The sequence below is a fragment of the Stenotrophomonas sp. TWI1409 genome (genome assembly GCF_039673015.1).
Classification (GTDB): Bacteria; Pseudomonadota; Gammaproteobacteria; order Xanthomonadales; family Xanthomonadaceae; genus Stenotrophomonas; species Stenotrophomonas maltophilia_A.
Map to the genome: position 1 here is coordinate 24098 of NZ_JBDJKU010000008.1, position 20289 is coordinate 44386.

18 protein-coding genes are annotated in these 20289 nt (G+C 64.4%); 9 read left to right on the plus strand and 9 right to left on the minus strand.

What is annotated here, in order from left to right; translation table 11 throughout:
* Window position 1: 1 nt before the first annotated feature.
* From ABE423_RS04510 to ABE423_RS04545, 8 genes are read left to right on the plus strand one after another with little or no spacing between them, the layout of a single operon-like run.
* The gene (locus ABE423_RS04510; RefSeq protein ID WP_317217999.1) at window positions 2–745 is read left to right on the plus strand and encodes an SDR family NAD(P)-dependent oxidoreductase; all 744 of its coding nucleotides are present in this window, start codon (window positions 2–4) and stop codon (window positions 743–745) included.
* A 1-nt stretch (window position 746) separates the two neighbouring features.
* Window positions 747–2147 (plus strand): AMP-binding protein, encoded by a 1401-nt coding sequence (locus ABE423_RS04515; protein ID WP_346485129.1) that lies wholly within the window; start codon window positions 747–749, stop codon window positions 2145–2147.
* Window positions 2144–3250: an acyl-protein synthetase gene (locus tag ABE423_RS04520; protein ID WP_346485131.1), complete on the plus strand. Its 1107-nt coding sequence runs from the start codon at window positions 2144–2146 to the stop codon at window positions 3248–3250. The genes ABE423_RS04515 and ABE423_RS04520 overlap by 4 nt, the downstream gene beginning before the upstream one ends.
* Window positions 3247–4470 carry an acyl-CoA reductase gene (locus tag ABE423_RS04525; protein ID WP_317218002.1) on the plus strand — a complete coding sequence of 408 codons (1224 nt, stop codon included), beginning with the start codon at window positions 3247–3249 and terminating at the stop codon, window positions 4468–4470. The genes ABE423_RS04520 and ABE423_RS04525 overlap by 4 nt, the downstream gene beginning before the upstream one ends.
* A 4-nt stretch (window positions 4471–4474) precedes the next feature.
* Complete coding sequence (locus tag ABE423_RS04530) at window positions 4475–4840, plus strand: EamA family transporter (RefSeq protein ID WP_317218003.1); 366 nt, start codon at window positions 4475–4477, stop codon at window positions 4838–4840.
* Window positions 4841–4843: 3 nt separating this feature from the next.
* Complete coding sequence (locus ABE423_RS04535) at window positions 4844–5470, plus strand: class I SAM-dependent methyltransferase (protein WP_346485134.1); 627 nt, start codon at window positions 4844–4846, stop codon at window positions 5468–5470.
* Between the two features lie 29 nt (window positions 5471–5499).
* Window positions 5500–6627, plus strand: coding sequence for a dTDP-4-amino-4,6-dideoxygalactose transaminase (rffA, locus tag ABE423_RS04540; RefSeq protein ID WP_346485136.1), 1128 nt, complete (start codon window positions 5500–5502; stop codon window positions 6625–6627).
* A 2-nt stretch (window positions 6628–6629) separates the two neighbouring features.
* Window positions 6630–8153 carry a hypothetical protein gene (locus tag ABE423_RS04545; RefSeq protein WP_317218006.1) on the plus strand — a complete coding sequence of 508 codons (1524 nt, stop codon included), beginning with the start codon at window positions 6630–6632 and terminating at the stop codon, window positions 8151–8153.
* Between the two features lie 5 nt (window positions 8154–8158).
* On the opposite strand, the gene ABE423_RS04550 is transcribed toward ABE423_RS04545, so the two are convergent.
* A complete protein-coding gene (locus ABE423_RS04550; RefSeq protein ID WP_346485138.1) occupies window positions 8159–8569 on the minus strand; it encodes a hypothetical protein in 411 nt (136 codons plus the stop codon).
* Between the two features lie 167 nt (window positions 8570–8736).
* On the opposite strand from ABE423_RS04550, the gene wecB reads away from it, so the two are divergent.
* Window positions 8737–9867: a UDP-N-acetylglucosamine 2-epimerase (non-hydrolyzing) gene (gene wecB, locus ABE423_RS04555; RefSeq protein ID WP_346485140.1), complete on the plus strand. Its 1131-nt coding sequence runs from the start codon at window positions 8737–8739 to the stop codon at window positions 9865–9867.
* A 74-nt stretch (window positions 9868–9941) separates the two neighbouring features.
* Here the strand turns inward: wecB and ABE423_RS04560 are convergent, their stop codons facing one another.
* The 8 genes from ABE423_RS04560 to ABE423_RS04595 all read right to left on the minus strand — a co-directional run bounded on the left by ABE423_RS04560 (window position 9942) and on the right by ABE423_RS04595 (window position 20284).
* A complete protein-coding gene (locus tag ABE423_RS04560; RefSeq protein WP_346485142.1) occupies window positions 9942–13361 on the minus strand; it encodes a glycosyltransferase in 3420 nt (1139 codons plus the stop codon).
* The gene (locus ABE423_RS04565) at window positions 13354–14706 is read right to left on the minus strand and encodes an ABC transporter ATP-binding protein (RefSeq protein ID WP_121504821.1); all 1353 of its coding nucleotides are present in this window, start codon (window positions 14704–14706) and stop codon (window positions 13354–13356) included. The genes ABE423_RS04560 and ABE423_RS04565 overlap by 8 nt, the downstream gene beginning before the upstream one ends.
* A complete protein-coding gene (locus ABE423_RS04570) occupies window positions 14696–15514 on the minus strand; it encodes an ABC transporter permease (protein ID WP_317218011.1) in 819 nt (272 codons plus the stop codon). Before ABE423_RS04570 ends, ABE423_RS04565 begins: the two co-directional genes overlap by 11 nt.
* Window positions 15511–16683, minus strand: a complete 1173-nt coding sequence (locus tag ABE423_RS04575; protein WP_346485144.1) for a cystathionine gamma-synthase — start codon at window positions 16681–16683, stop codon at window positions 15511–15513. The genes ABE423_RS04570 and ABE423_RS04575 overlap by 4 nt, the downstream gene beginning before the upstream one ends.
* 123 nt (window positions 16684–16806) lie before the next feature.
* Complete coding sequence (locus tag ABE423_RS04580; protein ID WP_032127973.1) at window positions 16807–18177, minus strand: pyridoxal-phosphate dependent enzyme; 1371 nt, start codon at window positions 18175–18177, stop codon at window positions 16807–16809.
* Window positions 18178–18476: 299 nt separating this feature from the next.
* Window positions 18477–18713, minus strand: a complete 237-nt coding sequence (locus ABE423_RS04585; RefSeq protein WP_004154075.1) for a YdcH family protein — start codon at window positions 18711–18713, stop codon at window positions 18477–18479.
* Between the two features lie 324 nt (window positions 18714–19037).
* A complete protein-coding gene (locus tag ABE423_RS04590; protein ID WP_253143397.1) occupies window positions 19038–19922 on the minus strand; it encodes a hypothetical protein in 885 nt (294 codons plus the stop codon).
* The gene (locus ABE423_RS04595; RefSeq protein ID WP_049398394.1) at window positions 19919–20284 is read right to left on the minus strand and encodes a DUF4398 domain-containing protein; all 366 of its coding nucleotides are present in this window, start codon (window positions 20282–20284) and stop codon (window positions 19919–19921) included. Before ABE423_RS04595 ends, ABE423_RS04590 begins: the two co-directional genes overlap by 4 nt.
* Window positions 20285–20289: the final 5 nt, after the last annotated feature.

Sequence of the window (20289 nt, forward strand, 5' to 3'; positions counted from 1 at the left end):
CATGGGTGACGTCGCGCCTGTCATCCTGGTCACCGGTGCATCGCGCGGCATCGGCCGAGCCATTGCCCTGCACCAGGCCGCGCAGCACTCACAGCTGGTGCTGGTTGCCCGCGACGCGCAAGCGCTGGCCGAACTGGATGCAGAAGTGCAGGCACTCGGCGCACCCGCGGCGATGTGCGCGGCGCTCGACCTGACTGACGCCGATGCCATCGGCAACCTGTTCAAGCAGGTGTTTGCCCGCTTCGGCCACTTGGATGGCCTGGTCAACAACGCCGGCTTATTGCATGAAGGGCTGCTCGGCATGATCCGCGCCGAGGACATCGACCAGGTGCTGGCGGTCAACGTCAAGGCGCCGCTGATGGCCATGCAGTACGCCTCCAGGTTGATGGCACGCAACGGCCGGGGCAGCATCGTCAACCTGGTTTCGATCATGGGCGTCAACGGTGCCGCCGGGCTCAGCCTGTATGCGGCCAGCAAGGCCGCGCTGGTTGGCGCCACGCGCTCGGCATCCAAGGAGCTGGCCCCGCGCGGCATCCGTGTCAACGCGGTCTCGCCGGGCTTCATCGACACTGACATGACCCGCAACATGCCCGAAGCCGCGCACGCCAAGCGCGTCGCATCGATTGCAATGGGCCGTGCCGGTACTCCCGGGGAAGTTGCCGCACTGGTGGCCTTCCTGCTCAGCGATGCCTCCACCTATGTCACAGGACAGGTGATTGGCATCGACGGACAGATGGTGGTCTGAAATGCCGTTCTGGAACCTGGAACAACATGGCGCGCGTATTGCGCTGATCGATGGCGAGCAGTCGCTGGACTTCAACGCACTGGCCGCACTGGCCGATGCGCACGCCGCACGATTGCCGGAAGGGCGCGGCATGGGCCTTTTGTGCATGCCCAGCCAAGTCGAAGCGGTAGCCCTTTATCTCGGCGCACTGCGCAGCGGCCGCCAGGTTCCACTGCTGTTGCAGCCAGACACCGATCCGCAGCTGCTGGACGCTCTGGTGGGGCACTACCAGCCCGAGTGGGTCGCCAGCCCGGGACCGGCCGCCGAAGGCTATCGCACCGTGCACCAGGGCCAGGCACTGTCCCTGCATGTGCGCAATGCAGGCTCAACAAGTGAAGCCCTCCATGCCGACCTTGCATTGCTGCTGAGCACGTCCGGCAGCACCGGTTCCTCCAAGCTGGTCCGGCTTTCTGCCGCCGGTCTGGATGCCAATGCAGCGTCCATCGTCCAGTACCTCGGCCTGAACGGTGATGATCGCGCGATCACCACCCTGCCCCTGGCGTACTCGTTCGGCATGTCCATTCTCAACAGCCACCTTGCCGCAGGTGGATCGGTGGTCCTGAGCGAAGACAGCCTGATGACGCGCGGATTCTGGGACAGTGCGCGCCAGCATGCGGTGACCTCGCTGTCAGGCGTACCGGCCACGTTCGAGATCCTGCGCCGGATGGGCCTGGCCCGCATGCAGCTGCCCAGCCTGCGCATGCTGACCCAGGCCGGCGGCCGACTGCGTGACGAGCTGGTGGCTTATTTCGCGGAGTCCTGCCGTGAACATGGCCTGGAATTCTTCGTCATGTATGGGCAGACCGAAGCCTCACCGCGCATCAGCTACGTGCCTTCTGCGCGCATCGTCGACAAGGTCGGCAGCATCGGCGTGGCGGTTCCCGGCGGCACGATACAGGTCGATGCCACTACCGGTGAGCTGGTCTATTCCGGCCCCAACGTGATGATGGGGTACGCGACCACCCGCGGCGATCTGGCCAAGGCCGACGAGATGCAGGGCGTGCTGCGCACGGGCGATCTCGCCCGGGTGGACGAGGACGGCTTCCATTACATCACCGGCCGCGCCAAGCGCTTCCTCAAGATTTCCGGCAACCGGGTCAACCTCGACGAAGTCGAGGCCATGCTCTCGGCCGCACTCGGCCAGCAGATTGCCTGCTCGGGCAGCGACGATGACCTGGTCGCCTTCAGTCACGGCGCAGAAGTGGCCGACCAGGACCGGATGCGCCAACTGGTGCAGGAGCGCTACAAGCTGTTCGGCGGGCACGTCCGTGCCCTCCACCTGGATGCGCTGCCGCTGATGGCCAGCGGCAAGGTGGACTACCAGAGTCTCCGGCAGATGGCCGGACAAGGAGCATCACGGTGACCGCACCTGCCCCCTCGACCGCTACCGCGGCCGCCGCACTCGATGTCGATGTGTTCGGCCTCGACCGTGCCAGCAAGCGCTCCTGGCTGCTGGACGGCCTGAACCGCCTGACCGCCCTGCACCGCGCGCAGTGCGCTCCCTACGCTCGCATTCTCAACGGCCTGTGGGCAGCAGAAGGTGCCGCCAGCCTCGAAGATGTGCCGTGGCTACCAGTGCGCATGTTCAAGCTGATGGACCTGAAGAGCGTTGCCGACGACCAGGTCTCACGCACGCTGGTTTCCAGCGGCACCACGGGCGCAGCGGTGTCCCGCATCTTCCTCGACGCCGACACCGCCCGCGCGCAGACACGGGCATTGACCCGCATCTTCTCCCACTTCGCCGGCGCCAAGCGCATGCGCATGCTGGTGGTGGACGACGCCAGCTTCCTGCGCGACCGCAGCCGCTTCAATGCACGCGCCGCTGGTATCCTCGGCTTCTCCAACTTCGGCCGCGACCACCTGTACCTGCTGGACGAAAATCTGCAGCCCGACTGGGATGCGCTGCAGCAATGGCTGCAGACCCATCCCGATGAACCCGTACTGCTGTTCGGCTTCACCTTCATTGTCTGGCAATCGTTCGTGCAGGCCGCGCGCCAGGCGGGCAGGCAGATCCGTTTCCCGGCCGGCAGCATGCTGGTCCACGGCGGTGGCTGGAAGAAGATGGACGAGCAGAAGGTCGACAACGCCGCCTACAAGGCCGCACTGTCGGAAACCTTCAGCATCGAACGCGTCCACAACTACTACGGCATGGTTGAACAGGTCGGCTCGATCTTCTTCGAATGCGAGCATGGGCATCTGCACGCCCCGGCCTACGCCGATGTGATCGTGCGCGACCTGCAGGATCTGGCGCCGGTGCCGCATGGCACCACCGGCGCGATCCAGGTCCTGAGCCTGTTGCCGGAAAGCTATCCGGGCCACAGCCTGCTCACCGAAGACCTCGGCGTGATCCATGGTGAGGACGACTGCGCGTGCGGCCGTCCCGGCAAGTACTTCGCCGTACTCGGCCGCATCAAGAACGTGGAAATCCGCGGTTGCAGCGATACCCGCTCGGTACCCAACGCATGACCAGACTGCTCTTCTCCATCCACCCCGACGCCTCGCTGGACGCCGAACTGGAGCGCTTGGCGGCGCTGCCTCCCCTGTTGCCGTTCAGCGCGCCACTGCGCGAGTTCGTGGCGGATTTCTCCCGTCGCGTGTTCACCCTGCCGCAGCTGCGCCAGCATCCCGAGCTGGCCACACTGGGCCACTGGTTCCGCGGCGCAGCCGTCAACCAGCTGTCGCAGCGGACCGGCACACGGGCGACCGAGCTGGATCTGGCACGTGGCCTGGTGTTCCACCTGGCACCCGCCAACGTCGACGTGCTGTTCGCCTACGCCTGGTTGATGTCGGTGCTGTCGGGCAATACCAATGTGGCGCGCCTGTCGCAGAAGCAGAGTACCCAGCGCGACGCACTGGTCTCGATCCTGCATGACATGCAGCGCGAGGGCGTGCACCCGCAGGTGCTCGAACGCGCAGTGCTGCTGACCTACCCGCATGACGATGCCATTACCACGGCCATTTCCCTCCGTTGTCATGCCCGCATCATCTGGGGCGGCGACGCCACCGTGGCCAAGATCCGCTCGCTGCCGATCGCGCCGCTGGCACTTGAGCTCGCCTTCCCTGACCGCTTCGGCGTGGCCGTGATGCGCGCCACGGCGGTTGCCGATGCCAGCGACACCGAACTCCAGGAACTGGCCCGCCGCTTCTGCAACGACGTGCTCTGGTTCGGTCAGCAGGCCTGCTCTTCGCCCCGCACGCTCTACTGGATCGGCAATGACGCCGAGACAGGCGCTGCCAAGTCGCGTTTCTGGCCGGCCGTGCGCCTGCTGGCTGCCGCGCTGGAAGACGAGCCGGCAGCACTGATGGCGCGTGTGACCGATGCCAACCTGCTTGCAGCGCTGGGCCACGGCGTGCACGCAGCGGATGCCATCGGCCTATATCCGCTGCGGCTGGAAGCGGCCCGCGCCGATGGCGAGATCCGCGAGATCCAGTCCGGCCACGGCCTGGTGGTGGAAATCGATCTGCCCGCGCTGGATGCACTGGCCGCGCAGCTGGATGACCGGGACCAGACCCTGGTCCAGCATGGATTCAACGCAGAGCAGCTGCGTGATTTCCTATGCCGCCTCGAAAATCGTGCGATCGACCGCGTGGTGCCCTTCGGCCGCGCGCTGGATTTCCATCCCGTGTGGGACGGAACCGATCTGATCGACGTTCTCACCCGCAAGATCACCCTGCCAGCGAACTGAATCGATGAGCTACGTCTTCATTGCCTTGACCATCCTGCTGACCGTCTACGGACAGCTGATGCTGAAATGGCAGGTCAGCCTCAACCCTGGCGCCACCATTGATGGCCTCAACCCGCGCGCGATCATCATGCTGCTGCTGAACCCCTGGGTGATCAGTGCGTTCGCCGCAGCATTCGGCGCATCGTTGTGCTGGATGGCCGCCATCGGCCGGATGCCCCTGAGCAAGGCCTACCCGTTCACCGCCCTGAGTTTTCCGCTGGTTGCGACGCTGGCGGTATGGCTCTTCCGCGAGTCGTTCGACTCGCATAAGATCGCCGGCACCGCCTTGATCATTCTGGGCGTCATCGTCCTGTCTCGTTCTGGAGCCTGAACCATGCCGCAGAAGACCGATGGGTTGCACGCAGTGCTTTCATACCCGGCGGTCTATGACCTGCTGCAGAACCTGCTTGGAGCACGTCGGTCCCGTAGGCGGCTGATCCGCGACCATATCCGCCCGCGCCCCGGCGATCACATCCTCGACATCGGCTGTGGTACCGGCGAACTGTTCAGCCAGTTGCCGGCGGGGCTGCGCTATATAGGCTTCGACCTGTCCGAAGCCTATATCGAGGCGGCGAGGAAGCGGTTTGGCGATCGCGCCCGCTTCGAATGCATGGACGTGGCCGATTATGAAGTCGGCCACGACCAGCAGCAGAAAGCCGATCTGGTTCTGGCAGTCGGCATCCTGCACCATCTGGACGATGCCCATGCGCGCGCACTCATGCGCACCGCCTTCGCCGCGCTGAAGCCCGGCGGCCGTTTCATTTCCCTGGATGGTGCCTACGTGGATGGCCAATCGGCGATCGCACGTGCACTGATCTCCCGCGATCGCGGGCAGAGCATCCGCACGCCCGCCGCCTACCACGCGATCGCTGCAGCCGAGTTCGGCACGGTGGATGGCCAGGTACGCACCGATCTGCTTTTCGTACCTTACACACACTACATCATGGAATGCGTGCGCTAGGCGCTCGCCAGCCACGATCAGGAGCCCCAGTGATTCCGTTCAACAAGCCGTTCATGACTGGCCAGGAACTGGTCAACATCACCCATGCGCACGCCAATGGCCACCTCAGTGGCGATGGCCCGTTCACCAAACAGTGCCACGCCTGGCTCAACCAGCGCACCGGTGCCAGTGCCTCGCTCCTGACCCACTCGTGCACCGCTGCATTGGAGATGTCGGCACTGCTGCTCGACCTGCAGGCCGGCGATGAAGTGATCATGCCGTCCTACACCTTCGTTTCGACCTCCAATGCGTTCGTGCTGCGCGGTGCGATCCCGGTGTTCGTGGACATCCGCAAGGACACGCTCAACATCGACGAAGCTCTGATCGAAGCAGCGATCACGCCGCGCACCAAGGCCATCTGCGTAGTCCACTACGCCGGCGTGGCCTGTGAAATGGACGAGATCCTCGCCATTGCAGAGCGCCACGGCCTGGCCGTGGTGGAAGATGCTGCACAGGGCATCATGTCCACCTACAAGGGGCGTCCGCTGGGCACCATTGGCGATCTGGGCGCGCTGAGCTTCCATGAGACCAAGAACATCATTTCCGGTGAAGGCGGCGCGCTGCTTTGCCGCGACCATGTCTACGCCGAGCGCGCCGAGATCGTGCGCGAGAAGGGGACCAATCGCAGCCGCTTCTTCCGCGGACAGGTCGACAAGTACACATGGGTGGACGTGGGCTCATCGTTCCTCCCCGGCGAGATCACCGCTGCCTTCCTGGCCGCGCAGATGGATGCCGCGGAAGACATCACCGCACGTCGCTTGGCCATCTGGGAGCGCTACCACGCCTGGGCGGCACCGCACGAAGCCGCAGGACGGCTGATCCGCCCCACCATTCCGGCGCACACGACGCACAACGCGCACATGTACTACATGCTGCTGCCGTCACTGGATGCGCGTACCCACTTCATCCAGTCTCTGCGCGAACAGGGCGTGCAGGCCGTTTTCCATTACATCCCCCTGCATTCGTCGCCGGCAGGCCTCAGCCATGGCCGCGCGGGTTCGTCGATGCAGGTCACCGATGAGCTCAGCGAGCGCCTGGTACGCATGCCACTGTGGATCGGCGTGGAGCAGCACCTGGATGCGATCCTGGCAGCGGCTGATCGTGTACTGATGGGTTGACCATGCAGAGCCGTACTCCTGTCCTGGATGCCTGGATCAACTGGCGTACGCTGACCGTACTGCTGTTGGCGATGCCTGCCTTCATCAATGCTGCTGCCTACATCTCCTACGCCGGCATTCCTTTTGTCACCTCGGATGGTTGGTACTTCGTCGATGCGTTCCTGCAGAAGCACTACCACGCAGGGCTGTCGCTGCAGGACTTCTATGTCAAGCGAAGTGCCGACGACCATGCCCAGCCCGTGCAGAAGCTCCTGCTGCTCTGGAATGCCGAGGCGTTCAATCTGGACTTCGTCATCGAGTCCTACATGGGGCTGGCGATTGCAGCTGTCGCATGGTCGCTGATGCTGCATGTCATGGCGATGGACAATCGCGGCAACAGGCCCGGGATCTGGTGGTTGCTGCCTGCAGTCGCCAGCGCGGCCAGCTTCGTGTCCCTCAGCGGGGGGATGGTGTTCAACTGGTCACTGGTGACCCTGGGCTATCTGGGGCCACTGGCCGCCACGGCCCTGGCGGTGGCGGCGTGGACAGGCGTGGAGAAGAAGCGATGGTGGCCGTTGGTTGCCGTTGCCGCCCTCGTTGCATTCACCCAGGACGCGACCGCAGTCATCTGCGCGATCAGCGTCATCTGCGCACTGCTGCTTCGCGAGTTCAAGCTGCGCGGCACGACCCTGCGTCCAACCGCGGTCGCTGTCGTCATCGTGGCCGGCTGGATCGTGGCCTACAAGCTGGCCAGCAGCCTGTATCTGCACTCGGGGCTGCCCGTCCTGGCAACAGGGGGGCAAGGCGTGAGCGCACTCCTCGACATGGGCGTGGAGCCGATTGCGCGGATGATGCTGACCATCGCTGCCCTGTCGGTGTCCGACCTGCCGCCGCTGCAGCTGCACTTCCCCGGCCGCGGCGAGTTGTTGCACCTGGTGCTCGGTGCCGTGGTCATCGCTTCGCATGCATGGTTCTGGTGGCGCGCCGTCCGTGATCGATGGAACAGCACCCAGTTCCTGGCCGTCGTGCTGATGCTGTTCTGCTACGGTGCAGTGGCAGGCATCATCATCACGCGCGTGTCCATGTTCGGGCCCGGCTACGCCTCCCAGCAACGCTACCTGATGCTGTACCAGTTGGGCACGGTCGCCATCGCACTTCTGTCGGCCGGCAGCAACTGGCGCACATGGGGCCTTGTGCAGAAAGGCCTCGTCTCGATCGGCCTGCTTGCGCTGATCGCCGCCCAGCTGCCTCTCAGCAGAGCGACCTGGAGTGACGCTCCCTACGTGCAGGTGTACGGCAACAACCTCGGACGACAGATGATCCTGCTGGGTTCCAATCCCCAGGCCAAGCTGGCCGCGTGCGCACCGACGCTGGTCATATGCGAGGCAGAAAACGGGGAACGCATCCGCTCGATCACGCTGCTGCGCGACCATCATCTCAACGCCTACTCGGCCGAGATGCTGAGCCGTTACTCCATGGAGGCGATCGCTGCCCCCACCGGTCCGATGGAAGTCGTCACGCCCGCGGACGACGCCTCGAAAAAATGAATGATTCAGCCTTCTGGCGGGCAGACTGAATCCACTGCCGGCTGGATGTACATCAACGGCTGGGAAGTCGTTTCGTCCAGCACTTCGATGCGATCTCCTGCATGCAGGATTTCAGTGAAGGACGCGGCACCCGCCGTACTGCCGGCTGCGAGATCGGTGCGTTCTCCATCGGTCCGAAGCAACTGGATGCGCACCCCGGTGGCATCCAGCCCGGCAGGCAGGTTCCAACGCAGCTCTCCCGCCTCCGCCCCGTCCCCGCACGCCGTGCGGGCCGGGACAAGACAGACCGCGCACCCCTCGCCGGCCTGCGCGTCCAGCACCTGGTAGGCCACGGCCGTTACGTCTGCCGGGGAACGCTGGCAGGCAGACAACATCAGCACCATGGCTGCGATCGACAATCCATTCATGGTGCGCATGCCGGCTCCTGCGGAAATAGCGCCATTCTATCCATGCTGCGGCGACCTCGCTGGGTGCGCCTGAACGCGGCAGCGGCGAGGGCCAACAAGGCCCGCGTGTTCTGGGATAATTCCATGATCGAAGAACTTCTGGGATGGCGATGAGCTCCGTAAAGCGAGAAGAACCGATGAATGACGCGCGCAAGAAGGTACTGGTCGTTTTCGGTACGCGTCCGGAGGCTATCAAGATGGCCCCGGTCGTAGAGGCCCTGCGCAATGCGCCCGGCATCGAGCCTATCGTTGCGGTCACTGCCCAGCACAGGCAGATGCTGGACCAGGTGCTCGAGCTTTTCGAGATCCGGCCCGACGAAGACCTGGATGTGATGGAGCCGGGCCAGACCCTGCAAGGCCTGTTCAGCAAGATTCTGATGGGCATGTGCGACGTCATCGCGCGGCGCAAGCCCGATCTGGTCCTGGTCCATGGCGATACCAGCACGACGCTGGCTTCCGCATTGGCAGCGTTCTACAACCGGGTTCCCGTAGGCCATGTCGAGGCGGGGCTGCGCACGGGCGACCTCTACGCACCGTGGCCTGAAGAAGCCAATCGCTGCCTGACCGCTCCGTTGACGTCCATGCACTTTGCACCCACCCAGCGTGCCCGCGACAATCTGCGTCGCGAGAACATCGACGATGGGCGGATCCTGGTCACCGGCAATACCGTCATCGATGCACTCCTGCAGGTGACGAACCGCATCGAGCACGACGACGCCCTGCGCGAAAGCCTCGCGGCACGTTTCCCGTTCCTGGATCCTTCCAGGAAACTGATCCTGGTCACCGGCCACCGTCGGGAAAATTTCGGTGATGGATTCGAGCAGATCTGCCAGGCACTTCGCAGCCTTGCAGACCGCGGCGATACACAGATCGTCTACCCGGTTCACCTGAATCCGAATGTCCAGGAGCCGGTCAACCGATTCCTCGGCAATCATCCGGCGATCACCCTGATCGAACCGCAGGACTATCTGCCCTTCGTGTACCTCATGTCCCAGGCCTATCTGCTGATTACCGACTCAGGCGGTGTCCAGGAGGAAGCCCCGTCGCTGGGCAAGCCGGTGCTGGTGATGCGGGATGTGACCGAACGCCCGGAAGCCGTCGAAGCCGGGACCGTAGTCCTGGTCGGTACCGATGCGGCGCGCATCGTGGCCGAGGCAAGTCGCCTGATCGATGATCCAACGGCCTACCAGCAGTTCTCGCGCAGTCACAATCCCTACGGCGACGGCACCGCCGCCCAACGCATCGCCGACGCCATCAGCAACGGCTGAAGTGCAGAAAAAAAAAGGGGCTGCGCCATGCGCAGCCCCTTTTCCGTTATCCGCAACGATGCGGGAAACGCCGGTTACGACCGATAGCCGTGGGGCGACCACTTGCCCCACTTCGCCTCGTACAACGCCTTGTTCTTCTCAAACAGAGCCTGTTTGGCCTCGGCCTTGAGCTTGTTGAAACTGGCGGAAAGATGGTGGTGCACGAACACGTCCTCCGCGCACAACCGCACCAGCCCTGCCTGCTCCAGCCGACGGCAGTAGTCGTCGTCCTCGAAGAAGCCCACGCCGAACTGCTCATCCAGGCCGCCAACCATGGTGTAGGCCTGCCGCGAAATCATCACGCAGAAGAAGGCACTGGTCGCGATCTCGAAACTCCGCCCGGCATTTGCCCGAGTGTACCGGCCCGCCAGCTCCACCATCTGTTCCATTGATTCGTAGCTGATCTGGATCTTGGCTTCGTTGCCGATGTTGTTGGTCACCGGCCCCACGAGACCCGCATCCGCGCGACGGCGGAGCTGGTTACGCAGGGTACGCAGCCAGCCCGGCGTCACATAGGTGTCGTTGTTCAGCACGACCAGGTAGTCGCCCCGGGCAACATCCAGGCCTACGTTGTTGCCTGCCGAGAAACCAAGGTTGCTCTGATTGGCGATGAAGCGCCGGTTGGCCGCGCCCTGCTCCCACTCCGCCAGGTACGCGGGACTGTCATCGCTGGAGGCGTTGTCAACGACAATGATCTCGACGTTCTCATAGTCCGTGTTGACCTCCAGGCTGTGCAGGCACTGCTTGGTGTAGTCCAGGTTGTTGTAGGTCAGCACGACGATGCTGATCAGCGGTTCGCTGATCGAGGAGAGCGCATCATCCAGGGCCTCGGCACGGTGCAGCCAGGTCTGCCGGGCCGCGAATGCCTGGCGCGACGCCAGCAGGCTGTCATCATCGGCTTCCGCCAGTGCGAGGCGGACCTGCTCCAGGTATCCCTCGTGGTCACCTGCCAGGCGCACCAGCCCTTCAAACTGGGCCAGCTCCGGCAGATCCACTGAAACGACCGCCTTGCCCGCACTGAGATACTCGTACACCTTGACCGGGTTGGTCGCCAGGGTCAGGGGAATGACCTTGAAAGGCAGGAGGCAGACGTCGAATGCATGGAGCCAGTACGGCAGTTCGGCATACGGCACCTCGCCGACGAAACGCACGTTGTCGATACCCTGCAGGCTGGCGGCAACGTTGGCCGTGTCACGACCGATCATCAGGACAAGCGCATCCGGGTTGTCCAGGGCAACCCGGCGCAACAGCTCTGCATCAAACCACTCTGCAATGGCACCGTAGTAGCCAATGATCCGTCGGCCCTTCGCATCGGCGAAGACCTTGGCCGGCGGAGTGCAGAAATGAGCGTACTCGGTGGCATTGCGCACCATCACGATGTTGCGCGCGCGCGGGCTGAGCTCGTCGTGCAACCACTGGGAAGTAACGACCAGCAGGTCCGCCCGCTCAATCAGCTGGCGCTCGCCCTCCATGATGCTGGCAGCGTTGTCTTCGAAACCGCCATGGTGGTCCATGCAGTCATAGACAAGCTTCGCGTTAGGAAGGCACTGCGCCGGCTGCAGCCAGTATGGGTGCTGCACGAACGACATGCAGCGAACCGACCGGGTCCATCCCAGCAACGCAGACAGACTGGACTGGATCGCAGCCACCTGCTCATTGCCAGGCATTGCGTGATAGATCTGCGGCGCAGTGTCCAGGTTGAGATTCACCTGGAACAGGCGACCGCTGTCATCCAACGGCTCGACTTTGAAACCCGCTTCGGAGGCGTCGACGAAATTGTTGGATATGTAAAAGACCCGGTGCCCCTTGGCAGCCAGCGCCATTGCCAGATGCTGGGGACGCTGGACGCGGAAGTTCCAGTCAATCACAGCCCAGACAAACACGTCAGTGGAGTTGGCGTCGGCGGCAGCGAGGGTCGGCAGGTGGGAGTAATCGACGAAGCCAAGCGGATCGCCCACGGTCACCTTCGGAGAAGGCGAGATGATCTGCGCCAGCCGCGCGCGATCCGACGGATCCAGGCGTCCGTTGCGCAGCGTCCGGATACCGAAGCGCGTGGCTGCCTGCACCGAGCGCGGGGCATGCTTGCCGATGTTTCGAAGCTCCTGCATGGGGCTGGAGAGAAAACGCCGGATGACACGCATCGGCCGGGTGATACGCCAGGACGTGCTCCGGTGGAGTGCATCCAGTTCCTGGTCCATGGCCAGCAGGCGCAACCGCAGTCGCTGCAATTGCACGTCGGCCGGCTGTTCGTCATCCGTGCCTGCAAGCGCGTCCAGCTTCGCACCTGCCGGGGCCCCCACCAGATTGACGATCTCCGCTCCCAGTCGGAGCGTCGCACCCACGCTCTGATCGGCCTCGACACGCGCCGCCGATGCCTGTGCGAGTAGCGCCTCGGTATCAGCCAACAGGCCGGCTCGAATGTTCCGATCCTCCTGCAGTACATTCCTCACCTGCACCAGGTCAGCATGTGCATCGTTGAGACGATCCAGCAAGGTGCTGCCGACCAGCAGGGGCTGCAGCGCCTGCAGCGCAGACTCCAGGATCCGCGCATCGCGCGCTTCGCGTGCCATCTGCTCGTGGCTCCACGCTGGCCCGGTGGACTGTGCAGTCAGGTCGCGCACCAGCAGCCACTTGTCCAGATCCACACGCAGCTGATCCAGTGCCTGCACCTGCTCCGGTGCAGCGGGCACGTGGCTGCGCAACGTGCCCAGGTCGCCATTGAGCTGCAGCGCAAGCTGCGTTGCCGAAGCGAGAAGCGGACGCAACGGGCTGGGGGGTTCTGTACCCAGCTGCAGATCCTGCAGGGTCAGTGACTGCTCACCCAGCCAGGTGGGGTCGGCCCAGACCAGCAGCACCTGCTCGCCCGGCCAGAAGCAAGGGTGATCATTCCGCGTATCGCGGGCACTGGCATGCACCAGCACCTTGCCGTCGATCTGCTGCGGAATGTTCTCCGGCATGAAGGAGGCATGGTGCTCTTCAATGCGATGCCGCTCGCGATAGGGCAGCATCAGGACGATGCAGTGCCGGGCGCGCGCAGCAACCGTGCCGAGTACCTTCCACGGTTCGTGGAAGTGTTCCAGCGTGTTGGAGCTGAAGACCACGTCGAAGGCGGGCGCATCCGCCTGTGCGGTGGATGCAAGCCAATCGTCGCTGATGAAACTCAAGCCTGGGAAGCGCTGCTGTGCGTCGGCAATCGCAACGGCAGAGAAGTCGACCCCGGTGAACATCGCGCCGGGAATGCTCTGCGCTACTTCCTGGGTACCGTCTCCCAGTGCGCAGCCCCAGTCGCACCAAGTCAGGCGGCGCTGGCTACTGGCACGCACCAGCCAGGCGGGAAGCATCTGCACGGCAAGCGCGCCAAAGAAGCGTGACTGTTCGCGTCCACCGAGATCTTCCCAATCCTCACCGAAACGACCGTTCCAGTAATTCTTGGAATTGATTACGTCATCAGACACGGAGCAACTCCTTGAACACATGCTCGATTTTGGGTTGGTAAATGCCGAAGTGACGAACCGGGCTGATCACCGAGAAGTACCGCACGCCTTCGATGTACTCGTAGTACTCCACAACCGGCCCCGTGCGCTTCTCGACTGCAGCGACAAGGAAGTACTTACCTTCAACCAATCCGTTCTCGAAGGCAAACTCGATCTCCACCTCGGCACCCGCTGACCAATGCGCCGGCGGCGTGCTGCTGCTGTCGTCGGTACTGGATACGACGATGTCATGTCCTCTCAGATCCTTGATGGAGAACGCGACCCGGAACGACTCCGGCGCGTAATCAGGAGGCAACAGGACCCGGATCCCGATGCGGCAGCGCTGGCCCCATTCGAGCAGTTCGCAGTCGCGTTGATCACCCGCGGCCAGGGTCACGGCGCGGATCAGGCCGATCTGCTGCCCCCAGTGCGCCAGGGGCTTTTCCTTGTGAACCGTCGGTACGTCGGGAGCTGCCGTGTCCTGCACGCCAGCGTCGCCGCCTGCACTGCTTCCCTCTTCATCGTGCGCATCGACGCCCACCGCTGGATGCAGCGCCTCGGGATCATCCTGGAAGATGGACTCCATGTACCGGGAGCTGACCTGCAGCACCGGCCCCAGCTCTTTCATCCCGCCGCGCTCCAGCCAGAGAGCCCGCTGGCACAGCGTGCGCACGGCCGCCACGTCATGGCTGACGAAAAGAACAGAGGCGCCATCGTCCTGGATGGCCCGGATACGCTTCATGCAGCGCGCCTGGAAGCGCGCATCACCCACAGCGAGGGCTTCATCAACCACGAGGATGTCCGCATCCACGGACGTCGCCACCGAAAACGCCAAGCGGACAAACATACCGCTGGAATAGGTCTTGGTCGGCTCATCAATGTACGCACCGATGTCGGCAAACGCACAGATGTCGTCGAAGCGGCTCTCGATCTCCGCGGTTTCCAGCCCGAGAAGGCGACCATTGAGGAATACGTTCTCCCGGCCCGTGAACTCCGGGTTGAAGCCAGCCCCCAGCTCCAGCAGCGCTGCGATCCGGCCACGCACTTGGACGTGCCCCTCGGTCGGGGTCAGCGTGCCGCACAGCATCTGCAGCATCGTGCTCTTGCCCGAGCCGTTGCGCCCCATCACACCCAGCGCTTCACCGGGCGGAACCTCGAAGCTGACACCACGCAATGCCCAGACTTCCTTGCTGTGCTTGGCAGGTGCCATGCCTAGGCCGCGACGCACCGGATCCGACATCAACTGCATCAGCCGGTCAACCGGCTTGGCAAACATGTCATATCGCTTGCCCAAGCCCTCCACCCTGATCAGCGCGTCAGATGACATCGGCAAAACCCCTACGCACGTACTGGAACACAGACAGCCCAAACAGCATGATCAGCAGACCCACAAGGTACTGCCACAGCAGAAGCCCCATGTCCGGCCAGTGCCCGAATATCAGCGTATCGCGCACCCCATCCATGACGCCTGTGATGGGATTCAGCTCGACGATATGACGGAAGGAGGCAGGAACCGCGGTAATCGGATAGAACACCGGCGACAGGAACAGCAGCATCGTCGTGACCAGCGGCATGATCTGCCCCAGGTCGCGCAGATAGACACCCAACGCGGAGAACAGCCAGGTGCAGCCAAGGGTCGCCAGCAGCAATGGCATCATCACGACCGGGAAGGCGATGGCAGTGACCGGGACGCTGCCCTTCAGCAGGAGCATGGCGATCAGCAGCACCAACAGGCTGACCAGCATGTGGAACAGCGCGGACAACGCGGTCGACACGGGCAGTACTTCCAACGGGAACACCACCTTCTTCACGAACTGCCCATTGGCCGTGATCAGGCCCGGCGCCTTGTTCAGGCATTCGGAAAAGAAGCCATAGACCACCAGTCCCGAGAACAGGATCAGCGCGAACTCCGAAGTCAACGGCGCGTCACTGTGCGTGCCTGTCCAGCGCGAGCGGAAAATGACGCCGAACACGAACGTGTACACGCCCAGCATGAGCACTGGATAGAAAAACGACCAGGCAAGACCGATCACCGAGCCTTTGTAACGTGCGAATACATCCCGCTTGGCCATTTCCCAGGCCAAGCTTGCGCGGGTGGCCAATGAACGCTCCGACGTGGCGGGCGCATGGGTCACTGCAGCGCCCTTTCCAGATCCACCTGCAGATCCCCCAGATCCTCAACACCCACGCTCAGCCTTACCAGCGCATCACTGATCCCCAGCTGCTCCCGCCGCGCGACCGGGATCGAGGCATGCGTCATCACCGCCGGGTGGTTGACCAGGCTTTCCACGCCGCCCAGCGACTCGGCCAGGGTGAACAGTTCGGTCTTCTCGCAGAAGCGCTTGGCCGCCTCGAACCCGCCCTTGAGCACGATCGAAACGATGCCGCCGTAACCGGCCATCTGCTTGCCGGCCAGCTCATGCTGCGGGTGCGACGGCAGGCCCGGGTAGATCACCTTTTCCACGGCCGGGTGCTTCTCCAGCCACTGCGCCAGGGCGAGCGCATTGGCGCAGTGCGCCTTCATGCGCAGCGGCAGGGTCTTCAGGCCACGCAGGGCCAGGAAGCTGTCGAACGGGCCCTGCACGCCACCCACCGAGTTCTGCAGGAAGGCCATCTGCTCGGCCAGTTCAGCGTTGTCGCCGACCACGACCATGCCGCCCACCATGTCCGAATGGCCGTTGAGGTACTTGGTGGCCGAATGCAGGACCAGGTCCGCACCCAGTTCCAGCGGACGCTGCAGCATCGGCGAGGCGAAGGTGTTGTCGACCACCACGATCAGGCCATGGCGCTTGGCGATGGCGGCGACCGCGGCGATGTCGACGATCTTCAGCATCGGGTTGGTCGGGGTCTCGATCCACACCATCTTCGTCTTCGACGTGATGGAGGCTTCAAACGCCGCCAGATCGGTCAGGTCGACGAAGCTGAAGTCCAGCCCGGCAGTGCGGCGACGCACGCGCTCGAACAGGCGGAAGCTGCCGCCGTAGATGTCGTCCATTGCCACCACATGGCTGCCGGCGTCCAGCAGCTCGATCACGGTCGAGCTGGCCGCCATGCCCGAGGCGAAGGCAAAGCCGCGGGTGCCCCCTTCCAGCGACGCCACGCAACGCTCATAGGCGAAGCGGGTCGGGTTGTGGGTGCGCGAGTACTCGAAGCCCTGGTGCTCGCCCGGGCTGGACTGTGCATAGGTCGAGGTGGCGTAGATCGGCGGCATCACCGCGCCGGTGCTGGGGTCGGGCGACTGGCCACCGTGGATGGCCAGGGTAGCCAGGGCCAGGGCGCGATCCTGGGAAGTTGCGTTGGACATGTTCTTTCCTGAGGGGCGCCGACGCACGGCGCCATCGAAGGTGCGGAAGTCTACCAGCGCGGCCTTAACGACCTTTGACGCGGATAAACCAGGATTCAGCAGTGAACGTCGGCGATCAGCGGCTTACTGCACGCGACGGCGCAGATAGTTCAGCAGGTCGATACGGGTGATCAGGCCCAGGAAAGTGTCGCCGTCCATCACGATCGCCACCTGGCCGCGGTCGAACACCGGCAGCAGCGCCTCGATCGGCGACTTCACGTCCAGCCGGTCCAGCTTGCTGACCATCGCGGTGGCGACGGTGTCGCGGAAGCGTGCCTCATCGCCATACACGTGCAGCAGCACGTCGCTTTCGTCGACGATGCCGACCAGCTGCTCGCCGTCCATCACCGGCAGCTGCGACACGTCGTACAGCTTCATGCGCTGGTAGGCGGTGGTCAGCAGGTCGTTCGGACCGATCACCACGGTGTCGCGCTGGCCATACGGGCGCAGGATCAGGTCGCGCAGGTCGCCGTGCTGCGGGCGCTGCAGGAAACCGTTGTCCAGCATCCAGTAGTCGTTGTACATCTTCGACAGGTACTTGTTGCCGGTATCCGGCACCAGCACCAGCACCTTCTTCGGCGTGGTCTGCTCCTTGCAGTACTTCAGGCCGGCGGCCAGCAGGGTGCCGGTGGACGAACCACCCAGGATGCCTTCCTTGCCCAGCAGTTCGCGCGCGGTGTGGAAGCTCTCGGCATCGCTGATGGCATAAGCCTTCTTGACGCGGCTGAAATCGGAGATCGACGGCAGGAAGTCCTCGCCGATGCCTTCCACCAGCCAGCTGCCCGACTTGTCGTTCAGATTGCCGTCGTTGATGTACTCGGCCAGGATCGAACCGACCGGATCGGCCAGCACCAGCTCGGTCTTCGGCGACAGCTTGGCGAAGGCACGCGACAGGCCGGTCATGGTGCCGGAGCTGCCGCAGCCGAACACGATGGCATCGAGGTCGCCGCCCATCTGTTCGAGGATTTCCGGGCCGGTACCGAATTCATGCGCGGCGGGGTTGTCCGGGTTGCCGAACTGGTTGATGAAGTAGGCGCCCGGGGTCTGCTCGGCGATGGTCTTGGCCAGGTCCTGGTAGTACTCCGGATGGCCCTTGGCCACGTCCGAGCGCGTCAGGCGCACTTCGGCGCCCATCGCCTTCAGATTGAAGATCTTTTCCCGGCTCATCTTGTCGGGAACGACCAGAATGAGCTTATAGCCCTTCTGCTGGGCCACCAGCGCCAGGCCCAGGCCGGTGTTGCCAGCCGTGCCCTCAACCAGGGTGGCACCGGGCTTCAGGTCGCCGCGCTTTTCCGCCGCCTCGATCATCGACAGGCCGATGCGATCCTTGATCGATCCGCCCGGGTTGGCGCTCTCCAGCTTCAGGTAGAGCTCGCAGACGCCGGTGTCCAGGCGCTGGGCCTTGACGATCGGGGTCTGGCCGATGAGTTCGAGGACGGAAGAATGGATGGGCATTCGGAGGACTTTCGGTTCGCGCCGCACAGGGCCGGACCGATGATTATCCGACGGATGGCGATGAAAGTCAGGTCGGCAGGGCCGCAGCCCGTCCACCGTAAAAAGAGATGCGGACGGCCCCGGATCGACGAGGAGACCGGTACCGCCCGCATCGGTGAGCTGTGCCTGCAGGCCAAGGCACCACGGCCTGTGGTGCCTTGGCGCGGCCGCCTCATCGGCGGTGCCGCGATGCCGGGGCAGGAGCGCCCGACGGGGCCATCGATGGCCGGGTCACGCCGTTCCGGGCGTGACGGGGTGCGTCAAAGCGTGGGGGACGTCATTGGGAGCGGTGTTTCGTACATTCGCAGAAGTCGTTGCTTGGCCAGCAGCTTCTCGCGCTTCATGCGACCCAGGGTGACATCATCGATCGGGAGTACACCCAACTCCGCGTCCATGCACTTCTTGTTCAACTTACGGTGCTGGTCATGGAGTGCCCTGAACTCCGGATCACGCGCGCGACGGGCGTCGATCTCGCTCTGGGGCTGATCTTCAAACATGATGGACCTCCTTCGACAGATACACGAACGCCCCGGCCGCAAGGCACGGGGCGTTGTTCATGGAGGAGCGCCGGTCGATGGCCACCTGGACGCCTGCAACGACCTGCGGCACTGGCCTGCGCACGTCGATCTGCTGCGGTTCGCGCCCTGTTTGCATCGGCCCGGCCCTCCCATCGTCCGGTCCGCGGCATTGCGTCCCGGACGATTGACCCTACGCCTGCTCAAGGCGGGGTACAAGACCCCTGCGGCAAAAAGACCGAACCCCGCCGGGGCGGGGTTCAGGCTGAATGCTCATCGCAACGAAAAACAAACAATATCAAGCAATTACGGGGCGATGATGACCTCGGCCGAGCGTGCCCGGGTGGACGCGGCCTTCTTGCCACTGAGCTGGATCCGGTTGCTGGCGACACCGCCCGCGACCAGGGCGTCGCGCAGCGCTTCGGCGCGCTTCTGACCGACCCCGTTGGCGCTGTCATAGGCCTCGATGCGCAGGCGGCCCTTCTTGCCGATGTTCAGGTACTCGGCCAGCGCCTTGGCCTGGTTGCGGGCCCCACCGGACAGGCTGGAGGCGCCAGCGGCAAATGCGTCACCATTGAAGGTGAAGACTTCGCCACGGCCATCGAACTTCGAGCCCGGCAACTTCTGCCCGGATACCAGCTCGGCTTCCTCGCGGGCCAGCTTGGCGGCGTTCTGCTGGGCGGCGCTGAGGCGCTGCTGCTGCTTGCCGGCGACGCTGGTCAGGGCGTTCTCGGCGTCCTGGCGGGCCAGGGTTTCGGCCTCGGCGGCCTGGCGCAGGCGCTCCGCCTCCTCGGCCTGCATCTGCGCCTGCATTCTCAGCTGCTCGGCTTCCTGGCGGGCGCGGGCGGCATCGCGGCGGCTGGCCTCGATCAGCAGGTCGCTGCGGGTGCGCTCCAGGCGGTCGACCTCGCGCGCGGCCAGTGCGGCACGCACGGCAGTCTCGGCGATCTCCACCCGGCGCTCGGCCAGGTAGGTGGCCAGCTCCTGGTCGCGGCGCTTGGCCTTGTCCAGGGTGGCGATGGCCTGCTGGGCCTGCATGCGCTCGAAGGCGCCCAGCTCAGCCGTGTCGGGATTGGCCTGGATGGCCATCAGACGCTGGCTCAGCTGCGCCACCATCGGGTTGTCGGCGGCCAAGGCCAGGGTCGGCAGCGCCAGCAGCGCAGCCAGGGTTGCGGCAGTCATCGGCTTCACCGGCGGTCCTCCCCGGTCGACAGCTGGCGTTGCAGCTGGTTGACCTCGTTGCGGCGCAGTTGCAGCTGCGCGGTGACGGTGGCTTCCTCGCTGCGGGCGCGGGCCAGGTCGGCATCGGCAGCGGCGCGCAGGGCGATCGCCGGGGCGTTCTTGCGCTCGCGGCGGTCGCCGGCAGCACGCTGGGCCTGTTCCAGCCCCTGCCGGGCCAGCCCGATCAGGTCCGGGGCGTACTGGTCGGCGTCGGCCTGGGTGGCCTTGTCGACCGCCTGCCGGGCCTGGGCCAGTTCCAGTGCGCCGTCCTGCGCCCAGGCGGGGGCAGACAGTGCGAATGCAAACGCCATCACATACAGGCCATGGCGCATTCGTG